The organism is Streptomyces sp. NPDC004539, assembly GCF_040610055.1.
Taxonomy (GTDB): domain Bacteria; phylum Actinomycetota; class Actinomycetes; order Streptomycetales; family Streptomycetaceae; genus Streptomyces.
On record NZ_JBEXLS010000015.1, the window covers coordinates 23,672 to 45,326 of the forward strand.

Annotated in this window: 16 protein-coding genes; 8 read left to right on the top strand and 8 right to left on the bottom strand. The window is 71.1% G+C overall.

The window, feature by feature from the left end:
* Positions 1 to 250 precede the first annotated feature (250 nt).
* Entirely contained in the window at positions 251 to 1,315 is a 1,065-nt protein-coding gene (locus tag ABZX85_RS28280) for a LacI family DNA-binding transcriptional regulator (RefSeq protein ID WP_355874245.1), read from the bottom strand.
* A gap of 228 nt (positions 1,316 to 1,543) precedes the next feature.
* On the opposite strand from ABZX85_RS28280, the gene ABZX85_RS28285 reads away from it, so the two are divergent.
* From ABZX85_RS28285 to ABZX85_RS28305, 5 genes are all read left to right on the top strand, one after another.
* Positions 1,544 to 2,476, top strand: coding sequence for a sugar ABC transporter permease (locus ABZX85_RS28285; protein WP_355874248.1), 933 nt, complete (start codon positions 1,544 to 1,546; stop codon positions 2,474 to 2,476).
* A 6-nt stretch (positions 2,477 to 2,482) separates the two neighbouring features.
* Complete coding sequence (locus ABZX85_RS28290) at positions 2,483 to 3,406, top strand: carbohydrate ABC transporter permease (protein WP_355874251.1); 924 nt, start codon at positions 2,483 to 2,485, stop codon at positions 3,404 to 3,406.
* 71 nt (positions 3,407 to 3,477) lie between these two features.
* Positions 3,478 to 4,815 carry a sugar ABC transporter substrate-binding protein gene (locus tag ABZX85_RS28295; RefSeq protein WP_355874253.1) on the top strand — a complete coding sequence of 446 codons (1,338 nt, stop codon included), beginning with the start codon at positions 3,478 to 3,480 and terminating at the stop codon, positions 4,813 to 4,815.
* Between the two features lie 88 nt (positions 4,816 to 4,903).
* Positions 4,904 to 6,931, top strand: coding sequence for a beta-galactosidase (locus tag ABZX85_RS28300; RefSeq protein ID WP_355874256.1), 2,028 nt, complete (start codon positions 4,904 to 4,906; stop codon positions 6,929 to 6,931).
* Positions 6,932 to 7,069: 138 nt separating this feature from the next.
* Positions 7,070 to 9,106 (top strand): glycoside hydrolase, encoded by a 2,037-nt coding sequence (locus ABZX85_RS28305; protein ID WP_355874259.1) that lies wholly within the window; start codon positions 7,070 to 7,072, stop codon positions 9,104 to 9,106.
* A 56-nt stretch (positions 9,107 to 9,162) separates the two neighbouring features.
* Here ABZX85_RS28305 and ABZX85_RS28310 read toward each other — a convergent pair whose 3' ends face one another.
* The 5 genes from ABZX85_RS28310 to ABZX85_RS28330 all read right to left on the bottom strand — a co-directional run bounded on the left by ABZX85_RS28310 (position 9,163) and on the right by ABZX85_RS28330 (position 13,745).
* Positions 9,163 to 9,606, bottom strand: a complete 444-nt coding sequence (locus ABZX85_RS28310) for a hypothetical protein (protein WP_355874261.1) — start codon at positions 9,604 to 9,606, stop codon at positions 9,163 to 9,165.
* Positions 9,607 to 9,672: 66 nt separating this feature from the next.
* Positions 9,673 to 9,951, bottom strand: a complete 279-nt coding sequence (locus tag ABZX85_RS28315; protein ID WP_355874264.1) for a DUF3040 domain-containing protein — start codon at positions 9,949 to 9,951, stop codon at positions 9,673 to 9,675.
* Between the two features lie 49 nt (positions 9,952 to 10,000).
* The gene (locus tag ABZX85_RS28320) at positions 10,001 to 11,260 is read right to left on the bottom strand and encodes a cation:proton antiporter (protein WP_355874267.1); all 1,260 of its coding nucleotides are present in this window, start codon (positions 11,258 to 11,260) and stop codon (positions 10,001 to 10,003) included.
* A 190-nt stretch (positions 11,261 to 11,450) separates the two neighbouring features.
* The gene (pgm, locus tag ABZX85_RS28325; RefSeq protein WP_355874270.1) at positions 11,451 to 13,091 is read right to left on the bottom strand and encodes a phosphoglucomutase (alpha-D-glucose-1,6-bisphosphate-dependent); all 1,641 of its coding nucleotides are present in this window, start codon (positions 13,089 to 13,091) and stop codon (positions 11,451 to 11,453) included.
* A gap of 87 nt (positions 13,092 to 13,178) precedes the next feature.
* Positions 13,179 to 13,745: a TetR family transcriptional regulator gene (locus ABZX85_RS28330; RefSeq protein WP_355874273.1), complete on the bottom strand. Its 567-nt coding sequence runs from the start codon at positions 13,743 to 13,745 to the stop codon at positions 13,179 to 13,181.
* Between the two features lie 102 nt (positions 13,746 to 13,847).
* Between ABZX85_RS28330 and ABZX85_RS28335 the strand changes: the two genes are divergently transcribed.
* On the top strand, positions 13,848 to 14,786 hold the full coding sequence (locus tag ABZX85_RS28335) for an SDR family oxidoreductase (protein ID WP_355874276.1): 939 nt from the start codon (positions 13,848 to 13,850) through the stop codon (positions 14,784 to 14,786).
* Between the two features lie 104 nt (positions 14,787 to 14,890).
* On the opposite strand, the gene ABZX85_RS28340 is transcribed toward ABZX85_RS28335, so the two are convergent.
* Positions 14,891 to 18,265 carry a pyruvate carboxylase gene (locus ABZX85_RS28340; RefSeq protein ID WP_355874279.1) on the bottom strand — a complete coding sequence of 1,125 codons (3,375 nt, stop codon included), beginning with the start codon at positions 18,263 to 18,265 and terminating at the stop codon, positions 14,891 to 14,893.
* Between the two features lie 138 nt (positions 18,266 to 18,403).
* On the opposite strand from ABZX85_RS28340, the gene ABZX85_RS28345 reads away from it, so the two are divergent.
* The gene (locus ABZX85_RS28345; protein WP_355874281.1) at positions 18,404 to 20,020 is read left to right on the top strand and encodes a protein kinase; all 1,617 of its coding nucleotides are present in this window, start codon (positions 18,404 to 18,406) and stop codon (positions 20,018 to 20,020) included.
* Between the two features lie 20 nt (positions 20,021 to 20,040).
* A complete protein-coding gene (locus tag ABZX85_RS28350; RefSeq protein WP_355874284.1) occupies positions 20,041 to 20,688 on the top strand; it encodes an HAD family hydrolase in 648 nt (215 codons plus the stop codon).
* On the opposite strand, the gene ABZX85_RS28355 is transcribed toward ABZX85_RS28350, so the two are convergent.
* Entirely contained in the window at positions 20,661 to 21,653 is a 993-nt protein-coding gene (locus ABZX85_RS28355) for an MASE1 domain-containing protein (protein ID WP_355874286.1), read from the bottom strand. The genes ABZX85_RS28350 and ABZX85_RS28355 overlap by 28 nt on opposite strands.
* Between the last annotated feature and the right edge of the window lie 2 nt (positions 21,654 to 21,655).

Genomic DNA, 21,655 nt, shown 5'->3' on the forward strand with positions numbered 1-21,655 from the left:
CACGGGGTGGACGGGGTCGCCACGCACCCCTGCGACTGGATGACGAGATCCGGACAGGGGTATGGCAGGCGAAAGGGAGGCTGGAACAAGCCACTTGGCCGATTCCTTCACCATTCAATCACAACTCACCCATACGATCGTCGCATTAGCCGCTGTTATCCCCCCGACCCGGACATGCCCCACCTCGCCGGGACATGCCGAAACAGCCCCCGCGACATCTCGCGGTGGCTGAATCAGGTCCCTCAGGGGTTCACCGGGCGGGCGGCGGAGCCGTGCTCTCCCGCACCACGAGCCGCGTCGGCACCAGCGTCGTCCCGTGCGCCGGCCCGTCGTGCCGCATCTTCCGCAGCACCGCCCGCACGCACAGCCGCCCCACCTCGGCGAAGTCCTGGTGCAGCGTGGTCAGCGGCGGCAGGAACGACGACGCCTCCGGGATGTCGTCGAACCCGATGACACTGACGTCCTCGGGCACCCGCCGCCCGCGTTCGTGCAGCGCCCGCAGCAGCCCCAGCGCCATCTGGTCGTTCGCCGCGAAGACCGCCGTGCAGTCCTCCCGGTCCGCGAGGCCGAGCCCCGCCCGGTAGCCGGACTCCGCCGACCAGTCCCCGCTGACCAGCGGCGGCACCGGCCGCCCCGCCTTCGTCAGCGTGTCCCGCCAGGCGTCCGTCCGGCGCTGCGCCGCGAAGGAGTCCTCAGGCCCCGCGAGATGCCAGACGGTGTCGTGCCCGAGCCCCAGCAGATGCTGGACGGCCGTCCGGGTCCCCCCGGCCTGGTCGGTGTCGACGACGGTGTACCGCTCCCCCGCGTCGGAGTCGGCCACGACGACCTGGACGTAGGGCGGGAGGTTGATCGTCGCCGCGTCGAGGAGGTGCACCTCCATGATCACGATCACCGCGTCGACCGCGAGCTCCTCCAGCCGGGTGAAGGCGCCGCGCACCTCGTCCTGGGTGGGGACGGCGACCGGCAGGAGGGTCACCGCGTACCCCTCGGCGGCGGCGGAGTTGGCGATCGCCTCCAGTGTGCGGACGTTCCCGGTGGACGACAGCGAGAACGTGATCACGCCGAGCGTGCGGAACTCGCCGCGTTTCAGGGCGCGCGCGGCACTGTTCGGCCGGTAGCCCAACTCCCGCATCGCGTCGAGGACTTGGCGGCGGGTCTCCTCGGTGACACCCTCGTAGCCGTTCGACACCCGGGAGACGGTCTGGGAGGACACGCCGGCCACCCGGGCGACGTCGGCCATCGACACGCTCGCCCGCCTGCCCCTGTTCTCGGCAGGTCCGGACCCCTGTGCCGGGATGCTGTGTGTCGTGTCCATTTTCAACCCCCGGCCTCTTCCTTCACCACGCCGACCACTCTCTCCCCCGGAGACCCTTGACCTGCGTCATCGGAGGAGTGTAGACATGCCGCCATCAGATGTTTACGTAAACATAACAGCTCAGGTCTCTTTTTTTGCTGGCTGATGTTTACGTAAACATCGAGGCGGCGCCGCACCGGGTACCACGGGGCGTCGCGGGTTCCATGAGTGGACGAGCGAGGATCGATCATGAAGACGCTGCAACCGCCGGCCGCCGCCGAGCCGCGGCCGGCACCGCCCCCGGCGAAGGCGAGGACGGACCGCCGTTCCTGGACCGGCTGGGGGTTCATCGGCCCGTTCGTGGCCGTGTTCGCTCTCGTCTTCCTGGCGCCCATCGCGTACTCGATCTACCTGAGCCTCTTCCGCGACCAGCTCATCGGCGGGAACCACTTCGTCGGCCTGGACAACTACACCCAGGCGATCCAGGACTCCCAGTTCTGGGACTCCCTGGCCCGCGTCGGGCTCTTCCTGCTGATCCAGGTGCCGATCATGCTCGGCATCGCCCTGCTGGTCGCCCTCGCGCTGGACAGCGGGCGCCTGTACGGCAAGAGCTTCTTCCGGATCACGATCTTCCTGCCGTACGCGGTCCCCGCGGTGGTCGCCACCCTGATGTGGGGCTTCATGTACGGCACGAAGTACGGCCTGGTCCGTGACATCAACGACGCGTTCGGTGTGACCCTGCCGAACCTGCTCTCCCCGGACTGGGTGCTGGCCTCCATCGGCAACATCGTGACCTGGGAGTTCGTCGGCTACAACATGCTGATCTTCTACTCGGCGCTGCGGGTCATCCCGACCTCGCTGTACGAGGCGGCGGAGATCGACGGGGCCGGCCAGTGGCGGATCGTCCGCTCGATCAAGCTGCCCGCGATCCGGGGCTCGATCGTCATCGCGACGATCTTCTCGATCATCGGCAGCTTCCAGCTCTTCAACGAGCCGAGCATCCTGCGTCCGCTCGCGCCGAACGCGCTGACGACCGACTACACGCCGAACTTCTACACGTACTCGCTGTCCTTCAACGGCCAGCAGCACAACTACTCGGCGACGGTCGCCATCATCATGGGTGTCATCACCATGATCGTCGCCTACGTCGTCCAGCTGCGCGGCATGCGCAAGGGAGCGTGACAAGCGATGACCACCTCTGTCACCCCCACGCCCGCGAAGAGCGCGCCGAAGCTGCGCACGCCCCGCAAGAAGGGGTACGTGCCCGGCAGGCCCCGGCGCAGCAAGCTGCTGACCGGCCTGATGGCCCTGATGGTGCTGTACACCGTCGTCCCGCTGCTGTGGCTGATCATCAGCTCCACCAAGACGCAGGACGGTCTGGCCGACTCCAACGGCCTGTGGTTCGCGAAGCACTTCGCGCTGTGGAGCAACATCAGCGACACGTTCACCTACCACGACGGCATCTTCGGCCGCTGGCTGCTGAACACCCTGCTGTACGTCGTCCTCGGCGCGGGCGGCGCGACGCTCCTCGCGGTGCTCGGCGGGTACGCGCTGGCGAAGTTCGACTTCCCCGGCAAGAAGGGCATCTTCGCCGTCGTGATCGGCGCGGTCGCGGTGCCGGGTACGGCGCTCGCGGTGCCGACGTTCCTCATGTTCAGCAAGATGGGGCTGACCGACACCCCGTGGGCGGTCATCATCCCGTCCCTGGTGTCGCCGTTCGGCCTGTACCTCATGTGGGTGTTCGCGGCCGAGGCGATCCCGACGGAGCTGCTGGAGGCGGCCCGCATGGACGGCGCCGGGGAGGTGCGGACCTTCTTCCAGGTCGCGCTGCCCCTGCTGGCGCCCGGCATCGTCACGGTCCTGCTGTTCACGACCGTCGCCACGTGGAACAACTACTTCCTGCCCCTGATCATGTTGAAGGACCCGAACTGGTACCCGCTCACCCTGGGGCTCAGTTCCTGGAGCGCGCAGGCGCAGACGATCGGCGGTGACGTGATCTTCAACCTGGTGATCACCGGCTCGCTGCTGACGATCCTGCCGCTGATCGCCGTGTTCCTCCTTCTCCAGAAGTACTGGCAGTCCGGTCTCGCGGCCGGAAGCGTCAAGGAATGACCCCCAAGACCCCACGCGACACGCACCACCCCCACCCTCACCCGACCCACCCACGAAGAAGTGGAAGCACCATGCGCAGAACAACGAGCCGTGTCCTTCGCGGCGTCGCTCTCGTCTCCGTCCTGGCCGTCGGCAGCGCCGCCTGCGGCAGCTCGGACGGCGACTCGGAGCAGAAGGCCGTCTCCGCCGGGGACCTCCAGACGGCCCTGGACAAGGGCGGTGACATCACGGTCTGGGCCTGGGAGCCCACCCTGAAGACCGTGGCCGCCGACTTCCAGAAGAAGTACCCGAAGGTCAAGGTCAACCTGGTCGGCGAGCGCTCCGGCGACAAGCACTACACGGCGCTGTCGAACGCGATCTCGGCCGGCAAGGGCGTCCCGGACGTCGCCCAGGTCGAGTACTTCGCCGTCGGCCAGTACTCGCTCACCAAGGGCCTCACCGACCTGTCGAAGTTCGGCGCGGACAAGCTCTCCGCGAAGTACACGCCGGGCCCGTGGAACGCCGTCAGCGACGGCTCCAAGGTCTGGGGTCTGCCGATGGACTCCGGCCCGATGGCGCTGTTCTACAACAAGCAGGTCTTCGACAAGTACAAGATCGCCGTCCCGACCACGTGGGACGAGTACCTGGACGCGGCCCGCAAGCTCCACAAGGCCGACCCGAAGGCGTACATCGCCAACGACACCGGTGACGCGGGCTTCACGACCTCCATGCTGTGGCAGGCCGGCTCGCGCCCGTACAAGGTCGACGGCACCAAGGTCGGCATCAACTTCGACGACGCGGGCGCGAAGAAGTTCGAGACGGTCTGGCAGACGCTGATCAACGAGAAGCTCCTCGCCCCGGTCACCGGCTGGACCGACGACTGGTACAAGGGCCTCGGCGACGGCACCATCGCGACGCTGGCGACCGGCGCCTGGATGCCGGCGAACTTCGTCACCGGTGTCCCCGGTGCCTCCGGCCAGTGGCGTGCCGCGGCCATGCCGCAGTGGGCCAAGGGCGAGAAGGCGAGCGCGGAGAACGGCGGCAGCTCGCTGACCGTCCCGGCGCTGGCGAAGAACAAGGAGCTGGCATACGCGTTCGTCGAGTACGCGAACTCCGGTGACGGTGTCGCCTCCCGCGTCTCCGAGGGCGCCTTCCCCGCCACCAAGGCGGAGCTGGAGTCCCCCGCGTTCCAGAGCAAGAAGTTCGACTACTTCGGCGGCCAGGAGGCGAACAAGATCTTCGCCGAGTCGGCGGCGAACGTGGCGAGCGACTGGAAGTACCTTCCGTTCCAGCCGTACGCCAACTCGATCTTCAACGACACGGTCGGCAAGGCGTACGTGTCCTCCACGACGCTGGCCCAGGGCCTGAAGGCGTGGCAGGACGCGTCGGTCAAGTACGGCAACGAGCAGGGCTTCACGATCGAGAAGTAGTTCTCGTCACCGGAGCAGTCTCAGAACGACCGGGCGGCGCGGCCGTGTGCCGCGCCGCCCCCGTGCACCACCCTTGGGAAGGACCGCCATGATCTCCACCCTCCACGCCCGCGCCCTGCGCGGGACGGACGGTGACCCCGCTCCGCGCTTCGGCTACGGCGCCGACTACAACCCCGAGCAGTGGCCCCGGGAGGTGTGGGAGGAGGACATCCGCCTGATGCGGGAGGCGGGCGTCAACGTCGTCTCCGTGGCGATCTTCTCCTGGGCGCGCCTCCAGCCCGGTCCCGACAGCTGGGACTTCGGCTGGCTCGACGAGGTCATGGACCTGCTGCACGCCGGCGGCATAGGCGTCGACCTGGCGACGGCGACCGCGTCCCCGCCGCCGTGGCTGACGACGGCCCACCCGGAGATCCTCCCGGTCACGCAGACCGGCGAGACCCTGTGGCCGGGCGCCCGCCAGCACTGGCGGCCGACCTCCCCGGTCTTCCGCGAGCACGCGCTGCGTCTGGTGCGCGCGATGGCGGACCGCTACAAGGACCACCCGGCGCTGGTCGCCTGGCACGTCTCGAACGAGCTGGGCTGCCACAACATCTACGACTTCTCGGACGACGCCGCGCGCGCCTTCCGGGGCTGGCTGCGCGCCCGCTACGGCACGCTGGAGGCCCTCAACCACGCCTGGGGGACAGCATTCTGGTCGCAGCGCTACACCGACTGGGAGCAGATCCTGCCGCCCCGGCTCGCGGCCTCGCACCCGAACCCGACGCAGCAGCTCGACTTCAAGCGGTTCTCCTCGGACGTCCTCAAGGACTACCTGCGCGAGGAGCGCGACATCCTGAAGGAGATCACGCCGGACGTCCCGGTCACCACGAACTTCATGGTGATGGGCGAGACGAAGGGCATGGACTACGCGGACTGGGCGGCGGAGATCGACTTCGTCTCCAACGACCACTACGTCCACCCCGGCCCGCAGTCGCGCGACGAGCTGTCGTTCTCCGCGAACCTGACGAGCGGTATCGCGGGCGGCAAGCCGTGGTTCCTGATGGAGCACTCCACCAGCGCCGTGAACTGGCAGCCGGTGAACGTCGCCAAGCGGCCCGGAGAGATGGCGCGCGACGCCCTGCTGCACGTGGCGCACGGCGCGGACGCCGTCTGCTACTTCCAGTGGCGGCAGTCGGCGGCGGGCGCCGAGAAGTACCACTCGGCGATGGTTCCGCACGCCGGTGAGGACAGCGAGGTCTTCCGCGCGGTCGCCCAGCTCGGCGCGACCCTCAAGACCCTCGCCCCGGTGGCCGGTTCGGACCGTGAGTCCGCGCGGGTCGGCATCGTCTTCGACTGGGACTCGTGGTGGGCGAGCGAGCAGGACTCGCACCCCACCGCGCTCCTCAAGTACCGCCAGGAGGGCCTGGACTGGTACTCGGCGCTCCTCGCGCTGGGCGTGCGCGCCGACCTGATCACCAAGCGCACCGACTTCTCCCGCTACGACGTCCTGATCACGCCGATCCTGCACGTGATGCCGGCCGAGCTCGCCAAGGAGCTGACCCGGTACGCCGAACAGGGCGGCCACCTCGTGTCGACGTACTTCTCGGCCGTCGTCGACGAGAACGACCACATCTGGCTGGGCGGTTACCCCGGCGCGCTGCGCGATCTGCTCGGCATCCGCGTCGAGGAGTTCGGCCCGCTCCTGGAGGGCCAGTCGGTCGCGCTGGACGACGGCACGACCGGCACCCTGTGGACCGACCGCATCACCCTGGCCGACGAGGCCACCGAGGTCCTCGCCCGCTACGAGTCGGGCGACCAGTCCGGCCGTCCGGCGGTCACGCGCCGTACGACGGGCGGGGGTTCGGCGTCGTACGTGTCGACGCGCCTCGGTGTCGAGGGGCTCACGGCGCTGCTGCCGAAGCTGCTCGCGCCCGCCGGCGTGGAGAGCGAACTGCCGGCCGAGGCTCGGGGGCGTGTGGAGCTGGCCGTGCGCAAGGGTGCCGAGGAGAGGTTCCTGTTCCTCGTCAACCGCACGGACGACACGGTCGACCTGGGCGCGTTCGCCGGTGAGGTGCTGTACGGGTCCTTGGTCCTCGGACCGCGTGAAGTGACCGTCGTACGGCGTCCGCTCGCCTGATCTCCCCTCCCCTCACATCCCCCCACATCTCCGACTCCCCGGGCGACGTGTGTCCGTCCGCCCGGGGTCACCCCCTCCTGCCCGTCCGGCGGGAGGGGCCACCGCAGCGTTTCCACCTATGAAGCTGGGAGCAACACGATGGCACGACTCACCCGCAACAGACGGTTCCTCGGGGCGGCCTCGATGACCGCGCTGGCGACCGGGGCGGCCCTGCTGACCGTCCCCGCGCCGCTCGCGCAGGCCGACACCGTCACCCCGACGGTGACCGTCCAGCCGGACCCGTCGTACAAGCAGGACAAGTTCGAGGGCTGGGGCACCAGCCTGGTGTGGTTCGCCAACGCGACCGGCGACTACCCGAAGGAGGTCCGCGAGAAGCTCGCGAAGCTCCTGTTCGGGGACGACGGGCTCGCGCTGAACATCGCGCGGTACAACATCGGCGGCGGCAACGCCCCCGACGTGAAGGACTACCTGCGGGCCGGCGGCGCCGTCGAGGGCTGGTGGAAGGCCCCGGCGGGCACCACCCGCACCGACACGAGCTGGTGGAACGCGGACGACCCGGCCGACTGGAACCCCAAGGCGGACGCGACCCAGCGCTGGTGGGTCGACCACATCAAGAAGGACATCACGCACTGGGAGACGTTCTCCAACTCCCCGCCGTGGTTCATGACGGTCAGCGGCTACGTCTCCGGCGGGTTCAACGCCAACGACGAGCAGCTGAAGGAGAGTTCGGTGAACGACTTCGCCGCCTACCTCGCTGGGGCGACGAAGCGGCTGGAGAAGTCCTCCGGGATCAAGGTCGACACCGTCGACCCGTTCAACGAGCCCAACACCGGCTACTGGGGGACGCGCCTGGACGCGAACGGCCAGCCGGTGGGCGGCCGTCAGGAGGGCGCGCACATCGGCCCGGCCATGCAGGAGAAGGTCCTCGCGGCGCTCGCCCCCGCGCTGAAGAAGGCCAAGGTCGGCGCCGAGATCTCGGCGATGGACGAGACCAACCCCGGTCTGTTCGCGACGAACTGGAACTCCTACTCGCAGGCGTCCAAGGACCTCGTCGGCCAGCTGAACGTCCACACCTACGGCACCGGCCAGCGCACCACCGTGCGCGACCTCGCCAAGGCGGCCGACAAGCCGCTGTGGATGAGCGAGGTCGAGGGCGACTGGGGCGACGGGCAGAGCTTCACGGACATGCGTCCGGGTCTCGGTCTCGCCCAGCAGATGGTGAACGACCTGCGTGAGCTGGAGCCCAAGGCGTGGGTGTTCTGGCAGCCGGTCGAGGACTACGACAACATGAAGCCGGGCGGCGAGTCCGCCAAGGGCGGCAACTGGGGCTCCATCCAGCTCCCGTTCAGCTGCACCTCCAAGGACACGCTGAAGTCGTGCCCGATCTACACGAACACCAAGTTCGACACGGCCCGTAACTTCACGCACTTCATCAAGCCGGGCGACAGCCTGGTCAAGGTGGACGACACCTCCAGCGCCGCCGCGGTGACCAAGGACGGCAAGGGCGCCTCGCTGGTCCACGTCAACTCGACGACCGCGCCCCGCAACGTCGTCATCGACCTGTCGCGGTTCGGGAAGATCGACCGCAAGGCGACGGTCACGCCGACCGTCACGGACGCCGCGGGCAAGCTCGTCAAGCAGTCCGCGGTGAAGGTCGTCGACGGCCGGGCCACGTTCACGGTCCCCGCGCAGTCGGTGACGTCGTTCGCGGTCAAGGGCGTCTCCGGTGTCGCGCCGGACGCGAGCCTGTTCAGCAAGGGCAAGGCGTACACGCTGACCGGCGTCCAGTCGAACAAGTCGATGACCGTCGGTTCCAACGGCACCAACCTGACCATCAACTCGGCGAACGGGGCGGTCGCCCAGCAGTGGCGTCTGGAGCAGGTGTACGGCACGACGGGCAACCGTCTGCGGTACGTCTTCACGAACCCGGCGGAGGGCAAGCGGCTCGCCGTGCGCAGCGACGTGCCGGTGATCGAGGCGGACACCGGCAAGCGTGACGCCGCGACCGAGTGGATTCTGTCCACCACGGGCGACGGCACCTGGACCCTGGTGAACGCCGCGACCGGCCGGCTCCTCGAAGTCGGCGGCCAGGCCACCGGCGAGGGCGCCGCGGTGACCACCTGGTACGGCAACTCCGGCTCGAACCAGCGCTGGCGGATCGCCCGCGTGAACTGACCCGGACACGACGAAGGGGCCCCTCGTGGAGGGGCCCCTTTCTCGTGTCCCGCCTCTCAGGTGCCGGTGGGCACGGGGCTCGGTCCGCTCCCGGTGAGCTGCACGATCTCCCCGCCGATCTCCGGCTGGATCTTCTTCAGCACGTCGACCTTCCCGCCGACCGCCCACTGCGGGCCCACGATGTACGTTCCGCCGTAGATGGCCGCCGCGTCCAGCCAGGTGTCCTTGAGGCTGTCCTTCGGGAACGTGGCGATGATGTAGTCGCCCTGTCCGGTCCGGCAGCTGCCCTGGCGCAGTTCGGCGGCCTCGATGCGGATGACGGCCGTGCAGCCGGTCATCCCCGCGATGATCTCGACCTTCGCGGGCGCGACGACCTGGACGGCGGCGGCCGGTTCGGTGGACCCGGACGCCTTCGCCGCGGGCTTGCCGTCCCCTCCCCCGCAGGCGGTCAGCAGGAACAGCAGGGAGAGCGCGGCGACGCCTCGGGCGGTGTGGGGCACGGCGGTTGCTCCGGGTCCGGATGGGGGGTGCGTACGTCACTGGTACGGACGGACGCCCCCGGGTGTTCAGCGCCGCCTGCTGCCCGGGTGCCTGCGGTGCGGGTCGAAGAGGGTGGCGGCCATGCCCGCGCCGACCAGCCCGGTCGCCAGCAGCAGCCCGTGGGGCAGGGCGATGCCGACGAGGAGCAGGGCGCCCGCCCCGGCCAGGGCCCACCAGGCGCGCCCGCGACGGTACTCGCGGGGGCGCTGTGGCCGGCCGTCGGCCAGGGCTCGGGCGAAGCGGGCGTCGTCGCGTTCCGTCGCGGACGCCAGGGCCTCCAGGCGGTCTTTCTCGCCGTCGGACACGGGTCCTCCCGTCCGGGCCCGTACGGGGCCCTGCTCCCTTGAGGGGCCGTTACCGGTCGGGGGCGGTGACGGGGTCCCTCACCTCTTTCTCGCTCTCGCGCGCTTCCCTGGGTTCTTCCGCCGCGCCGCCGTTCCCAGTCGTCACCGCGGCCTTGTCGCCCGGTTCGTCGTCGGTGTGCACGCGTCCCGCCGCGAGCGGCCCGAGCACGGCGAGGACGAGGACGTACCCGGCGATGAACGGCGCGAGCCGGTTGTCCAGCCCCGCGTTGGCCGCCATCGCGGCGAGGATCAGGGCGAACTCGCCGCGCGCGAGGAGGGTCGTGGCGATGAGGACCGCCTCGCGGGCCCGGTAGCCGTACAGGCGTGCCACGACGAGCCCGGCGGCGATGTTCATGGCGAGCGTGAGGACCACCGCGATGACGACCGGGACGGCGACGGCCGCGAAGTCCCCGGGGTCGATGGCGAGTCCGAAGGCGAAGAAGAAGATCGCCGCGAACGCGTCCCGCAGTGGATGCACCAGTTTGCGGATGCGTGGCCCGGAGGGGGTGCCGCCGAAGATGAGGCCGACCATGAACGCGCCGATCGCGTCCGCGACCCCGAGGTACTCGGAGACGCCCGCGACGAAGACGGCGGCGCCGAGGAAGCTGATGACGAGGAGTTCGTCGTCGCGGACGTGGATCAGCCGGGCGACCAGGCGGGTGCCGTAGCGGGCGGCGGTCGCGAGGAGCAGCAGGAAGCCGAACGCCTTCGTGACCTGCCAGGCGATCTCCAGTCCGCCTTCCGCGCCGCTGATGACGGGCTGGAGGACGGCGAGGTAGAGAGCGAGGAAGATGTCCTCGACGACGATGACACCGAGGACGATCTTCGTTCCGGGGTGTCCGATGCGGCCGAGGTCGATGAGGATCTTCGTGACGATCGCGGACGACGAGATGCCGAGGACGCCCGCAAGGACCAGCGCCTCACGCGCCCCCCAGCCCAGGCCGAACCCGAAGGCGAGACCCGCGCCGACGTTGAGGACGAGGTAGCTGCCGCCCGCGAGGAGGAGCCGTTTGCCGCCGTTCTTGAGGTCGTCGACGTGGAATTCGAGGCCGAGGTAGAACAGCAGGAGCACGAGGCCGAGCGCGGAGAGCATCTCGAAGTCGTGCGAGTCCTGCACGAGCACGAGCCCCGGTGTGTGGGGGCCGAGCAGGATTCCGGCGAGGGTGAACAGGGGGATGGTGGGGAGCCCGAACCTGTTGCCGAGCCGGGCGAGGACGGCGGCGGCGAGGAAGGCTCCGCCGAGGGCCAGCAGCGAGTCAGCGTGTCCCATGGGTCACCTCCCGCCGCCGGGCGTCGGGACGGGGTCGTACTGCGCGTGGGGAGTGGATGGGCTGTCCTCCTGGAACGACGAGGTTGGACGACCCGGGTCCGGTCTCCCCGGGCCTTCGTCCACCCTGTCATTCCGGAGGCACTCCCCGGTATCGGGGACGACACCCATATCCCGCCCGCGCGGGAGGTGTTCAGCCGCCCAGTGCGTCCAGGACGACCGTGCGCGCCTCCTCCTGCACCCGGGCGAGGTGCTCGGGGCCGTTGAAGGACTCGGCGTAGATCTTGTACACGTCCTCGGTGCCGGAGGGCCGTGCCGCGAACCAGGAGTTCGGGGTCATGACCTTGATCCCGCCGAGCGCGGCGCCGTTCCCGGGCGCTTCGGTGAGCACGCCGGTCACCTCCTCCCCGGCGAGGGTGCGGGCGGTGACCTGGGCCGGGGACAGCTTCGCGAGGAGCGCCTTCTCCTCGCGGGTGGCGGGCGCGTCGATGCGGGCGTAGGCGGGGGCGCCGAACCGCTCGGTGAGCCCGGCGTAGAGCTGCGAGGGCGTCTTCCCGGTGACGGCGGTGATCTCGGAGGCGAGCAGCGCGAGGATGATGCCGTCCTTGTCGGTGGTCCACACCGAGCCGTCGCGGCGCAGGAAGGAGGCGCCGGCGGACTCCTCGCCGCCGAAGCCGAGCGTCCCGCCGACGAGTCCGTCCACGAACCACTTGAAGCCGACGGGGACTTCCACGAGGGTGCGGCCGAGGTCGGCTGCGACGCGGTCGATCATCGACGAGGAGACCAGGGTCTTGCCGATGCCGGTACCGGCGGGCCAGTCGGCGCGGTGCCGGTAGAGGTGGTCGATGGCGACGGCGAGGTAGTGGTTGGGGTTCATCAGGCCGGCGTCGGGGGTGACGATGCCGTGCCGGTCGGCGTCGGCGTCGTTGCCGGTCGCGATGTCGTAGCGGTCGCGCTGCGCGATGAGGGAGGCCATCGCGTCCGGGGAGGAGCAGTCCATGCGGATCTTGCCGTCCCAGTCCAGCGTCATGAACCGCCAGGTGGGGTCGGTGTGCGGGTTGACGACCGTCAGGTCGAGGCGGTGCTCCTCGGCGATGCGGCCCCAGTAGTCGACGGAGGCGCCGCCGAGCGGGTCGGCGCCGATACGGACCCCGGCCGCGCGGATCGCGTCGAGGTCTAGGACGTTCGGGAGGTCGGCGACGTACGTGCCGAGGAAGTCGTAGCGGCCGGTCGTGTCCGCGGCGAGGGCCTGGGTGTACGGGAGGCGGCGGACGTCCTTCAGGCCGGCGGCGATGATCCGGTTGGCGCGGTCCTGAATCCAGGAGGTGGCGTCGGAGGCGGCAGGGCCGCCGGACGGGGGGTTGTACTTGAAGCCGCCGTCGGCGGGCGGGTTGTGCGAGGGGGTGACGACGACGCCGTCCGCGAGGCCCGTGGCGCGGCCCTTGTTGTGGGCGAGGATCGCGTGCGAGACGGCCGGGGTGGGGGTGTAGCCGTCGGCGCTGTCGATCAGGACGGTGACGCCGTTCGCGGCGAACACCTCCAGCGCGGTGACCCGGGCGGGTTCGGAGAGGGCGTGGGTGTCGGCGCCGAGGAACAGCGGTCCGTCGGTGCCCTGCGCGCTGCGGTACTCGACGATGGCCTGGCTGGTGGCGGCGATGTGGTCCTCGTTGAACGCGGTGTTCAGCGCGGAGCCGCGGTGGCCCGAGGTGCCGAAGGCGACGCGCTGGCCGATCTCCGCCGGGTCGGGGTGCAGCGCGTAGTACGCGGTGACCAGCCGGGCCACGTCGACAAGGTCCTCGGCTTCGGCCGGCTTACCCGCTCGCTCGTGCCGCATGGGTGGGTTCCTCCGCATCGGTTCGTTCCCTGGTGGGGGTCATCTTCCCTCGTCAGGAAGGTAACGGGGAACCCGGGGTGGGCACTGTCAGCATCCTGTCACCGCTCTGAGGGCGGCCAGCGTCTCCCGCATCAGCGGACCGATCCCGGGGCCGTCGCCCTCCTCGATCCAGCGCGCGAAGGCGACCTTGAAGACGGCGGTGCCCGCCTCGCCCGCGAGGGACGCCTCGCGGACCGGTACGCCGCGCTCGCGCAGGGCGGCGGAGAGCGCGGCGGAGAAGTGCGCGAGCTTGATCAGTTCGCGTTCCCGGAGTTCGGGGTGGGCGTCGATGACGGCCTGCCGGCGGCGGGCGTAGGAGCGGCGGGTCTCGGGGAAGTCCTCGGCGGTCGCGTCCAGGACGGCGACGACGACGTCGAGGGGAGGCGCGTCGGCGGGCACGCCGGCGGCGGCGGTCGCGATCCGTTCGAGGAGCTGGGCGGTGCCGCCGAAGAGGACCTCGCGCTTGTCGGCGTAGTGCCGGAAGAAGGTGCGCTCGGTGAGGCCGGCCCGCTGGGCGATCTCGGCGACCGTCGTGCGCTCGAAGCCGCGCTCGTCGTACAGATCGAGCGCCGCTCTGGCGAGGCGTCCTCGCGCGTCGGGCTGCCATCGGCTCATGGCGGGATCTTATCCCGCGGATCTGTTTCTCCATGACAGTGACTGACATCAGGTGTACGGTCGATGACAGTGACTGACATCGACTTGTTCGAGGGGTTTCCCATGCGTGTTTTCGTGACAGGCGCGTCCGGCTGGATCGGTTCGGCTCTCGTGCCCGAACTGCTGGGCGCCGGGCACGAGGTGACCGGCCTCGCGCGGTCGGACTCCTCGGCGGACGCCCTGAAGGCGGCCGGCGCCGAGGTGGTCCGGGGTTCGCTGGACGACCTCGACGTCCTGCGGGACGCGGCGGCCGGGTCGGACGGGGTGGTGCATCTGGCGTTCGCGCACGACGTGGCGTTCGGCGGGGGCTTCGACCGCGCGGCCGGAATGGACCGGCTGACGATCGACGCGTTCGGGGACGCGCTGGCCGGCTCGGACCGGCCGTTCGTGCTGGCGTCGGGGTTGATGCTGATCGCGCCGGGCCGGGTGGCGACGGAGTCCGATCTCGCCGCCGACGGTCCGGCGACGGGTCCGCACGTCCGCCACCACAACGCGGTGGCGACGGTCGCTCTCGCCGAGCGCGGGGTGCGGTCCTCGGTGCTGCGGCTGCCGCCGACCGTGCACGGGGACGGGGACGCCGGGTTCATGGCGACCCTGGTCGACATCGCCCGTGCGCGCGGGGCGGCCGGGTACGTGGGCGACGGCACCGTCCGCTGGCCCGCCGGGCACCGCTCCGACGTGGCCCGGCTGTTCCGGCTGGCGCTGGAGCAGGCTCCGGCGGGTTCGGTGCTGCACGGCAACGCCGAGACCGGGGTGGAGCTGCGCGAGGTCGCGGAGGCGATCGGACGCGGGCTCGGGGTACCGGCCGTCTCCGTCCCGGCGGAGGAGGCCGAGGCGCACTTCGGCTGGCTCGCCTCGTTCTTCGGCCTCGACTCCCCCGCGTCGAGCGCCCACACCCAGGAGCTGCTGGGGTGGACGCCCGAGGGGCCCGGTCTGATCGCGGACCTCGACGCGGGGCACTACTTCACGGAGGGACGCACGGGGGCGTTCTTCCAGGGCTGAGGCTCAGCGGGAGGGGGTTCCTGCCGGGCTGAGCCTCAGCGGGGGGCGCGCCTGACGCCCTGCCGGGCTGAGCCTCAGCGGGGGCGTGCCTGGCGGGCCTCGGCTCAGCGGACCTCGACCAGCAGGTCACCGCCCTCCACCTGCTGGATGCGGTTGATGGCGAGCCGGGTCACGCGGCCCGCCGTCGGGGCCGTGATCGTCGCCTCCATCTTCATCGCCTCGATGGTCGCGACGGTCGCCCCGGCGGCCACCTCGTCCCCCTCGGCGACGGCCAGCGTCACCACCCCGGCGAACGGCGCGGCGACGTGCCCGGAGTCGGAACGGTCGGCCTTCTCGGTGGCGGGGACGTCGGAGGCGGCGGACCGGTCGCGGACCTGGATCGGCCGCAGCTGCCCGTTGAGGCCCGCCATGACGGTCCGCATCCCGCGTTCGTCGGCCTCCCCGATCGCCTGGAGCTCGATCAGCAGCCGCACCCCGGGCTCCAGGTCGACGGCGTACTCCTTGCCCGGGCGCAGCCCGTAGAAGAAGTCCTTGCTGTCGAGGACGCTGGTGTCGCCGTACGCCTGCCGGTGGGTCTCGAAGTCGCGGGTCGGGCCGGGGAACAGGAGCCGGTTGAGGGTGGTCCGGCGGTGCTTCTCCAGCCCCTCGCGGTCCTCGGTCGTCAGCTCCTGCACGGGCTTCGCGGCGGGCCGGCCCTGGAGGGCGCGCGTGCGGAACGGCTCGGGCCAGCCGCCGGGCGGCGTGCCCAGCTCACCGCGCAGGAACCCGATCACCGAGTCCGGGATGTCGAACCGGTCCGGGGTCTCCTCGAAGTCCTCCGGCGCGACCCCGGCCCCGACGAGGTGCAGGGCGAGGTCCCCGACGACCTTGGAGGACGGCGTCACCTTCACCAGCCGGCCGAGGATGCGGTCGGCGGCGGCGTACATCGACTCGATGTCCTCGAACCGGTCCCCGAGCCCGAGCGCGACGGCCTGGGTGCGCAGGTTGGAGAGCTGCCCGCCCGGGATCTCGTGGTGGTAGACCCGCCCGGTGGGCGAGGCGAGCCCCGCCTCGAAGGGCGCGTACACCCGCCGCACGCTCTCCCAGTACGGCTCCAGGTCGCCGACGGCCTGGAGGTCGAGCCCGGTCGTGCGCTCGGAGTGGTCGGTCGCGGCGACGATCGCGGACAGCGACGGCTGCGAGGTCGTCCCGGCCATGGACGCCACGGCCCCGTCGACCGCGTCCACGCCCGCGCCGATCGCCGCGAGGTAGGTCGCGAGCTGGCCGCCCGCCGTGTCGTGCGTGTGCAGGTGGACCGGCAGCCCGAACTCCCGGCGCAGCGCGGACACGAGCGTCGCGGCGGCCGGCGCCCGCAGCAGCCCGGCCATGTCCTTCACCGCGAGGACGTGCGCCCCGGCCTCGACGATCCGCTCGGCGAGCCGCAGGTAGTAGTCGAGGGTGTAGAGCCGCTCCCCCGGGTCCGACAGGTCGGCGGTGTAGCACAGGGCGACCTCCGCGACGGCCGTCCCCGTCTGCCGTACGGCGTCGATCGCGGGCCGCATCTGGTCGACGTCGTTGAGGGCGTCGAAGATGCGGAAGATGTCGATGCCGGTGGCGGCGGCCTCCTCGACGAACGCGTCGGTGACCTCGGTGGGGTAGGGGGTGTAGCCGACGGTGTTCCGGCCGCGCAGCAGCATCTGGAGGCAGATGTTCGGCACGGCCTCGCGCAGCGCCGCGAGCCGCTCCCAGGGGTCCTCGGCGAGGAACCTGAGGGCCACGTCGTAGGTCGCGCCGCCCCAGCACTCCAGGGAGAGCAGGTCGGGGAGGGTGCGGGCGACCAGCGGCGCGGAGGCGAGCAGGTCCTTGGTGCGGACGCGGGTCGCCAGCAGGGACTGGTGGGCGTCGCGGAACGTGGTGTCGGTGACGCCGAGTTCGGGTGTCTCGCGCATCCAGCGGGCGAACCCCTCGGGGCCCAGCTCGATCAGGCGCTGGCGGGAGCCGGCCGGGGGTTCGCCCTGCGGGGTGCGCGGCAGCTTCGCCAACGGGTCGAGGAGGTCGGGGCGTTCGCCGTGCGGCTTGTTGACGGTGACGTCGGCGAGGTAGGTGAGGAGCTTGGTGCCCCGGTCGGCGGAGGTGCGTGCCGTCAGGAGGTGGGGGCGCTGCTCGATGAACGACGTGGTGACGCGGCCCGCCTGGAAGTCGGCGTCGTCCAGCACGGCTTGCAGGAAGGGGATGTTGGTGGCGACACCCCGGATGCGGAACTCGGCGACCGCGCGCCGGGCCCGGCCGATCGCGGACCTGAAGTCCCGGCCCCGGCAGGTGAGTTTCACCAGCATCGAGTCGAAGTGCGCGCTGATCTCCGTACCGGCGTGGGTCGTTCCGCCGTCCAGCCGGATGCCTGAACCACCCGGTGAACGGTAGGCGCTGATGCGGCCGGTGTCGGGGCGGAAGCCGTTGGCGGGGTCCTCGGTGGTGATCCGGCACTGGAGGGCCGCGCCGTGCAGCTTGACCGTCTCCTGCGAGAGCCCGAGGTCGGCCAGCGTCTCGCCGGAGGCGATACGGAGCTGGGCCTGCACGAGGTCGACGTCGGTGACCTCCTCGGTGACCGTGTGCTCGACCTGGATGCGCGGGTTCATCTCGATGAAGACGTGGTTGCCGTCCGGGTCGAGGAGGAACTCGACGGTGCCCGCGTTGCGGTAGCCGATCTCGCGGGCGAAGCGGACGGCGTCGGCGCACATCCGGTCGCGCAGCGCCGGGTCCAGGTTGGGCGCGGGGGCCAGCTCGATGACCTTCTGGTGGCGCCGCTGGAGCGAACAGTCGCGCTCGTAGAGGTGGATGACGTTGCCGTCGCCGTCCGCGAGGATCTGCACCTCGATGTGGCGGGGGTCGACGACGGCCTTCTCCAGGAAGACCGTCGGGTCGCCGAACGCGGACGCCGCCTCGCGGGACGCGGCCTCGATGGACTCGCGCAGCACGGCCCGGTCCTCGACGCGCCGCATGCCACGGCCGCCGCCGCCCGCGACGGCCTTCACGAACACTGGGAAGCCGATCTCCTCGGCGGCGGCGACGAGTTCGTCGACGTCGTTGGAGGGCGCGGACGAGCCGAGCACCGGGACCCCGGCGGCGCGGGCTGCGGCCACGGCGCTCGCCTTGTTGCCGGTCAGCTCCAGGGTGCGGGCGTCCGGGCCGACGAACGTGATCCCGGCCTCCTCGCAGGCGCGGGCGAGTTCGGGGTTCTCGGAGAGGAAGCCGTACCCCGGGTAGACGGCGTCGGCGCCCGCGCGCCGGGCGGCGGCGACGATCTCCTCGACCGACAGGTAGGCCCGCACCGGGTGGCCGGGCTCGCCGATCTCGTACGCCTCGTCGGCCTTGAGGCGGTGCAGCGAGTTGCGGTCCTCGTGCGGGAACACGGCGACCGTGCGGGCCCCCAGTTCGTACCCGGCGCGGAACGCCCTGATCGCGATCTCGCCTCGGTTGGCGACCAGCACCTTGCGGAACATCCCGAATCCCTTCGCCGGTGTCGTGACCCATCGTGTCGGCGCCGAGGTCACAGGTCCATGTGACCCGGACCACCCCGCCGCCGTCCGGGGAACGAGCACACGATCGGCGGTGTCGGCGGCGCCAACTATGCTCCGCGCATGAACGACGCGGACAGCCGCAGACGGATCGTCGACGGGCGCTTCCAGTTGGAGGCGCGGCTCGGCGGTGGCGGCATGGGCATGGTGTGGCGGGCCACCGACCTGGTGCTGCACCGCAGTGTGGCCGTGAAGGAGGTCCGCCCGCCGGACCCCGACCTCGCGGAGTACGACCCGGAGGCCGCCCGGCAGTTGCGGCAGCGGGTGCTGCGCGAGGCGCGGGCGCTGGCCCGGCTCGACCATCCCGGGGTCGTCACGATCCATCACATCGTCGACGAGGGCGAGGGAACCTACCCCTGGATCGTCATGGAGCTGGTCCCCGGCGGCTCCCTCGCCGACCGGCTCGCGGAGGGCCCGATGGGTCCCGTGGAGGCCGCCCGGCTGGGCCTCGGCGTGCTGTCCGCGCTGCGTGCCGCGCACGACGCGGGCATCCAGCACCGGGACGTCAAACCGGCGAACGTCCTCCTGCGGCCCGACGGGCGGCCCGTCCTCACCGACTTCGGGATCGCCGCGATCCGTGAGGCGACGGCGCTCACCGCGACCGGCTCCATCATCGGCACGCCCGACTACATGGCCCCCGAGCGGGTCTCCGGCCAGAGCGGCGGCCCGGCGTCCGACCTGTGGTCGCTCGGCATGATGCTGTACACGGCCGTCGAGGGCCACCATCCGCTCCGCCGGAACACCACCCTGGCGACGCTCGCGGCGGTCCTCAGCGAGGAGATACCACCACCGGTCCACGCCGGTCCCCTCACGGACGTCCTCGTCCGCCTCCTCGACCGCGATCCGGCGGGGCGGCCGGGCGCGCAGACGGTGGAACGGCTCCTGACGGAGGCGGCGGAGGGACCGAGCGGGCCCTCGACGACGTCGTACCGCATCCAGCCGCCCGCACCGGTCACGGCGTCACACGCGGCGGTCTCGGCGCCGACCGTCCCCCACGTGCCCGGACGGCGTCAGCGCCGGTGGCCGGCCGTCGTGCTGCCGGGGGCGGGGGTGGCGCTGGTGGGGGTGCTGGCGTGGAACTACCTGCCGGCGACGGGCAACGGGGCGGCGGGGTCCCCCACGACCCCGTCGGTGTCCTCCTCGGCCTCCTCCGCCTCGGCCGGACGGACGGGCAGTGCCTCCCCCGAGGAGTCCACCAAGGAGTCCACCGAGGCCGAGAGCGGTGACAGCCTGCTGACTCCGAAGGGGATCAGGACGGCGCTCGCGGCGATCGAGAAGAAGACGGGGAGCAATCGGTTCGGGTCATTGCTGGTGTACCCGGACTACATCTCGGCGGATGTCGTGGTCGCGGGCAGTGACACCAGGTTGCAGTCCTACACCTACCGGCCGGGCGAAGGGGCGCAGGAGGGCATCATCAAGCGGACCCTGCCCTCCAGCCAGAAGCCCTTCGCTCTCGACGGGTTCGACTGGGACAAGGTGCCCGCTCTGCTGGCCGAGGCCCCCGGGAAGCTCAACGTCCCGAAACCCAAGAACCGCTATCTGCTGGTGAGTCCACCGCTGACCGTCTTCAACGAACCCCTGACCCTCAACGTCTACCTCTCCGACGAGTACGGCGGCTCCGGGTACCTGGAGGCCACCCCCCAGGGCAAGATCACCGAAGTCCATCCCGCAGCCGACTGACCTGCGGATAAGGTCACCCCATGCGTCTCGCCCTCTTCGATCTCGACGGCACCCTCGTCGACCGCACCGCCGCGCTCTCCTCCACCGTCGCCGGCCTGTGCCGGGACCACGGGTACCGGCCCGAGGTGGCGCAGTGGCTGCTCGCGGAGCTGGCCGAGCACGGCGGCCGGGACGTGCTGGGGAGGCTGCCGGAGCGGTTCGGGGTGACGGAGTCGGCCGAGCACCTGTGGCGGGTGTACGTGGACCGGATGGCGGCGTCGGTGGAGTGCCGTCCGGAGGTGCTGGAGAGCCTCGGCCGGCTGCGGGAGCGCGGCTGGAGCGTCGGCGTCGTGACGAACGGCTCGTCGGACCTCCAGCGCGCGAAGATCCGCTCGGCGGGCCTCGCGGATCTCGTGGACGGCATCGCGGCCTCCGGCGACATCGACGTGCGCAAACCGGACGCCCGCCTGTTCGAGCTGGCGGCGGCCCGCTGCGGGACGCAGCTCACGGCCGGGGACTGGATGACCGGCGACGACCCGGTGCGGGACATCGCGGGCGGCAGCGGAGCGGGCCTGCGGGCGATCTGGGTACGCGGGCGGGCGTGGCCCGAGGGCCTCGATGTGCCGCACCACAGCGTCGCGGACGTCGTGGAGGCCGTGGATCACCTGCTGGAGCGGTCGGGCGGGTAGGAGCGGTCCGCCGCCGTGAGGTGCTCCAGCACCTCGGCCAGCTCCTCGCAGGCGCGCTCCACCGAGCGGCGCGTGTTGCGCTGCTCGGTGATCACGGCCGACAGCAGCAGCGCGGTGAGGGCGGTCGCCCCGTTGAACGCCTGGAGTTTCAGCATCACCTCGACGTGTGTGAGGTGCGCGAAGGGCCCGGTGCGGTCCGTCGCGGCGACCGTCGCCATCACCGACGCGAACAGCACGCACAGCATGCTCCCGGCGAGCTCGAACCGCAGCGCCGCCCAGATCAGCACCGGGTAGCTCAGGAACAGCATGTTGACGTGGTTCTGCGTGGCCACGGGGACGACGCACGCGGCGGTCACCGCCAGTGCCGTCGCCTCCTTCCAGCGGACGTGGGCCAGGAAGGGCCGGCGCGCCCGGTACAGGGTCAGCAGCAGCGGCGTGACGATGAGGACGCCCATCGCGTCGCCGACCCACCAGGCGACCCACACCGGCCAGAAGCCGCTCGCGGGGAGGTCCCCGGTGAGGACGGCGACGCCGACGCCGGTCGTGGAGCTGATCAGCATCGGGGGGAGCGCGCCGAGGAAGACGAGGGCGACGCCGTCCCGCAGGCGGGTGAGGTCGGTGCGGAAGCCGATGTGCCGCAGGAGGAGGTAGGCGCAGACGGGGGCGGCGGTGTTGCCGGCGAGGTTGGCGAGGAGGGACCAGTGCAGGGCGCCCCCGGCGAGGTGGAGGATCACGAAGAAGCAGCCCAGCGCGATGCCGGCCCAGGCGCGCAGTCCGACGATCAGCAGGCAGGTGAGGGCGACGCCGGTGGGGGGCCAGACGGGGGTGAAGACGGTGCTCTCGACGGTGAGCCGGCGCAGCAGGCCGAGCCGTCCGGCCCCGTAGTAGCAGGCGGCGACGGCCAGCGTCTGGAGGGCGAGGACAGCCGGTCCGCGCAGCTTCCCGGTGGCCACCACATGATCCATCA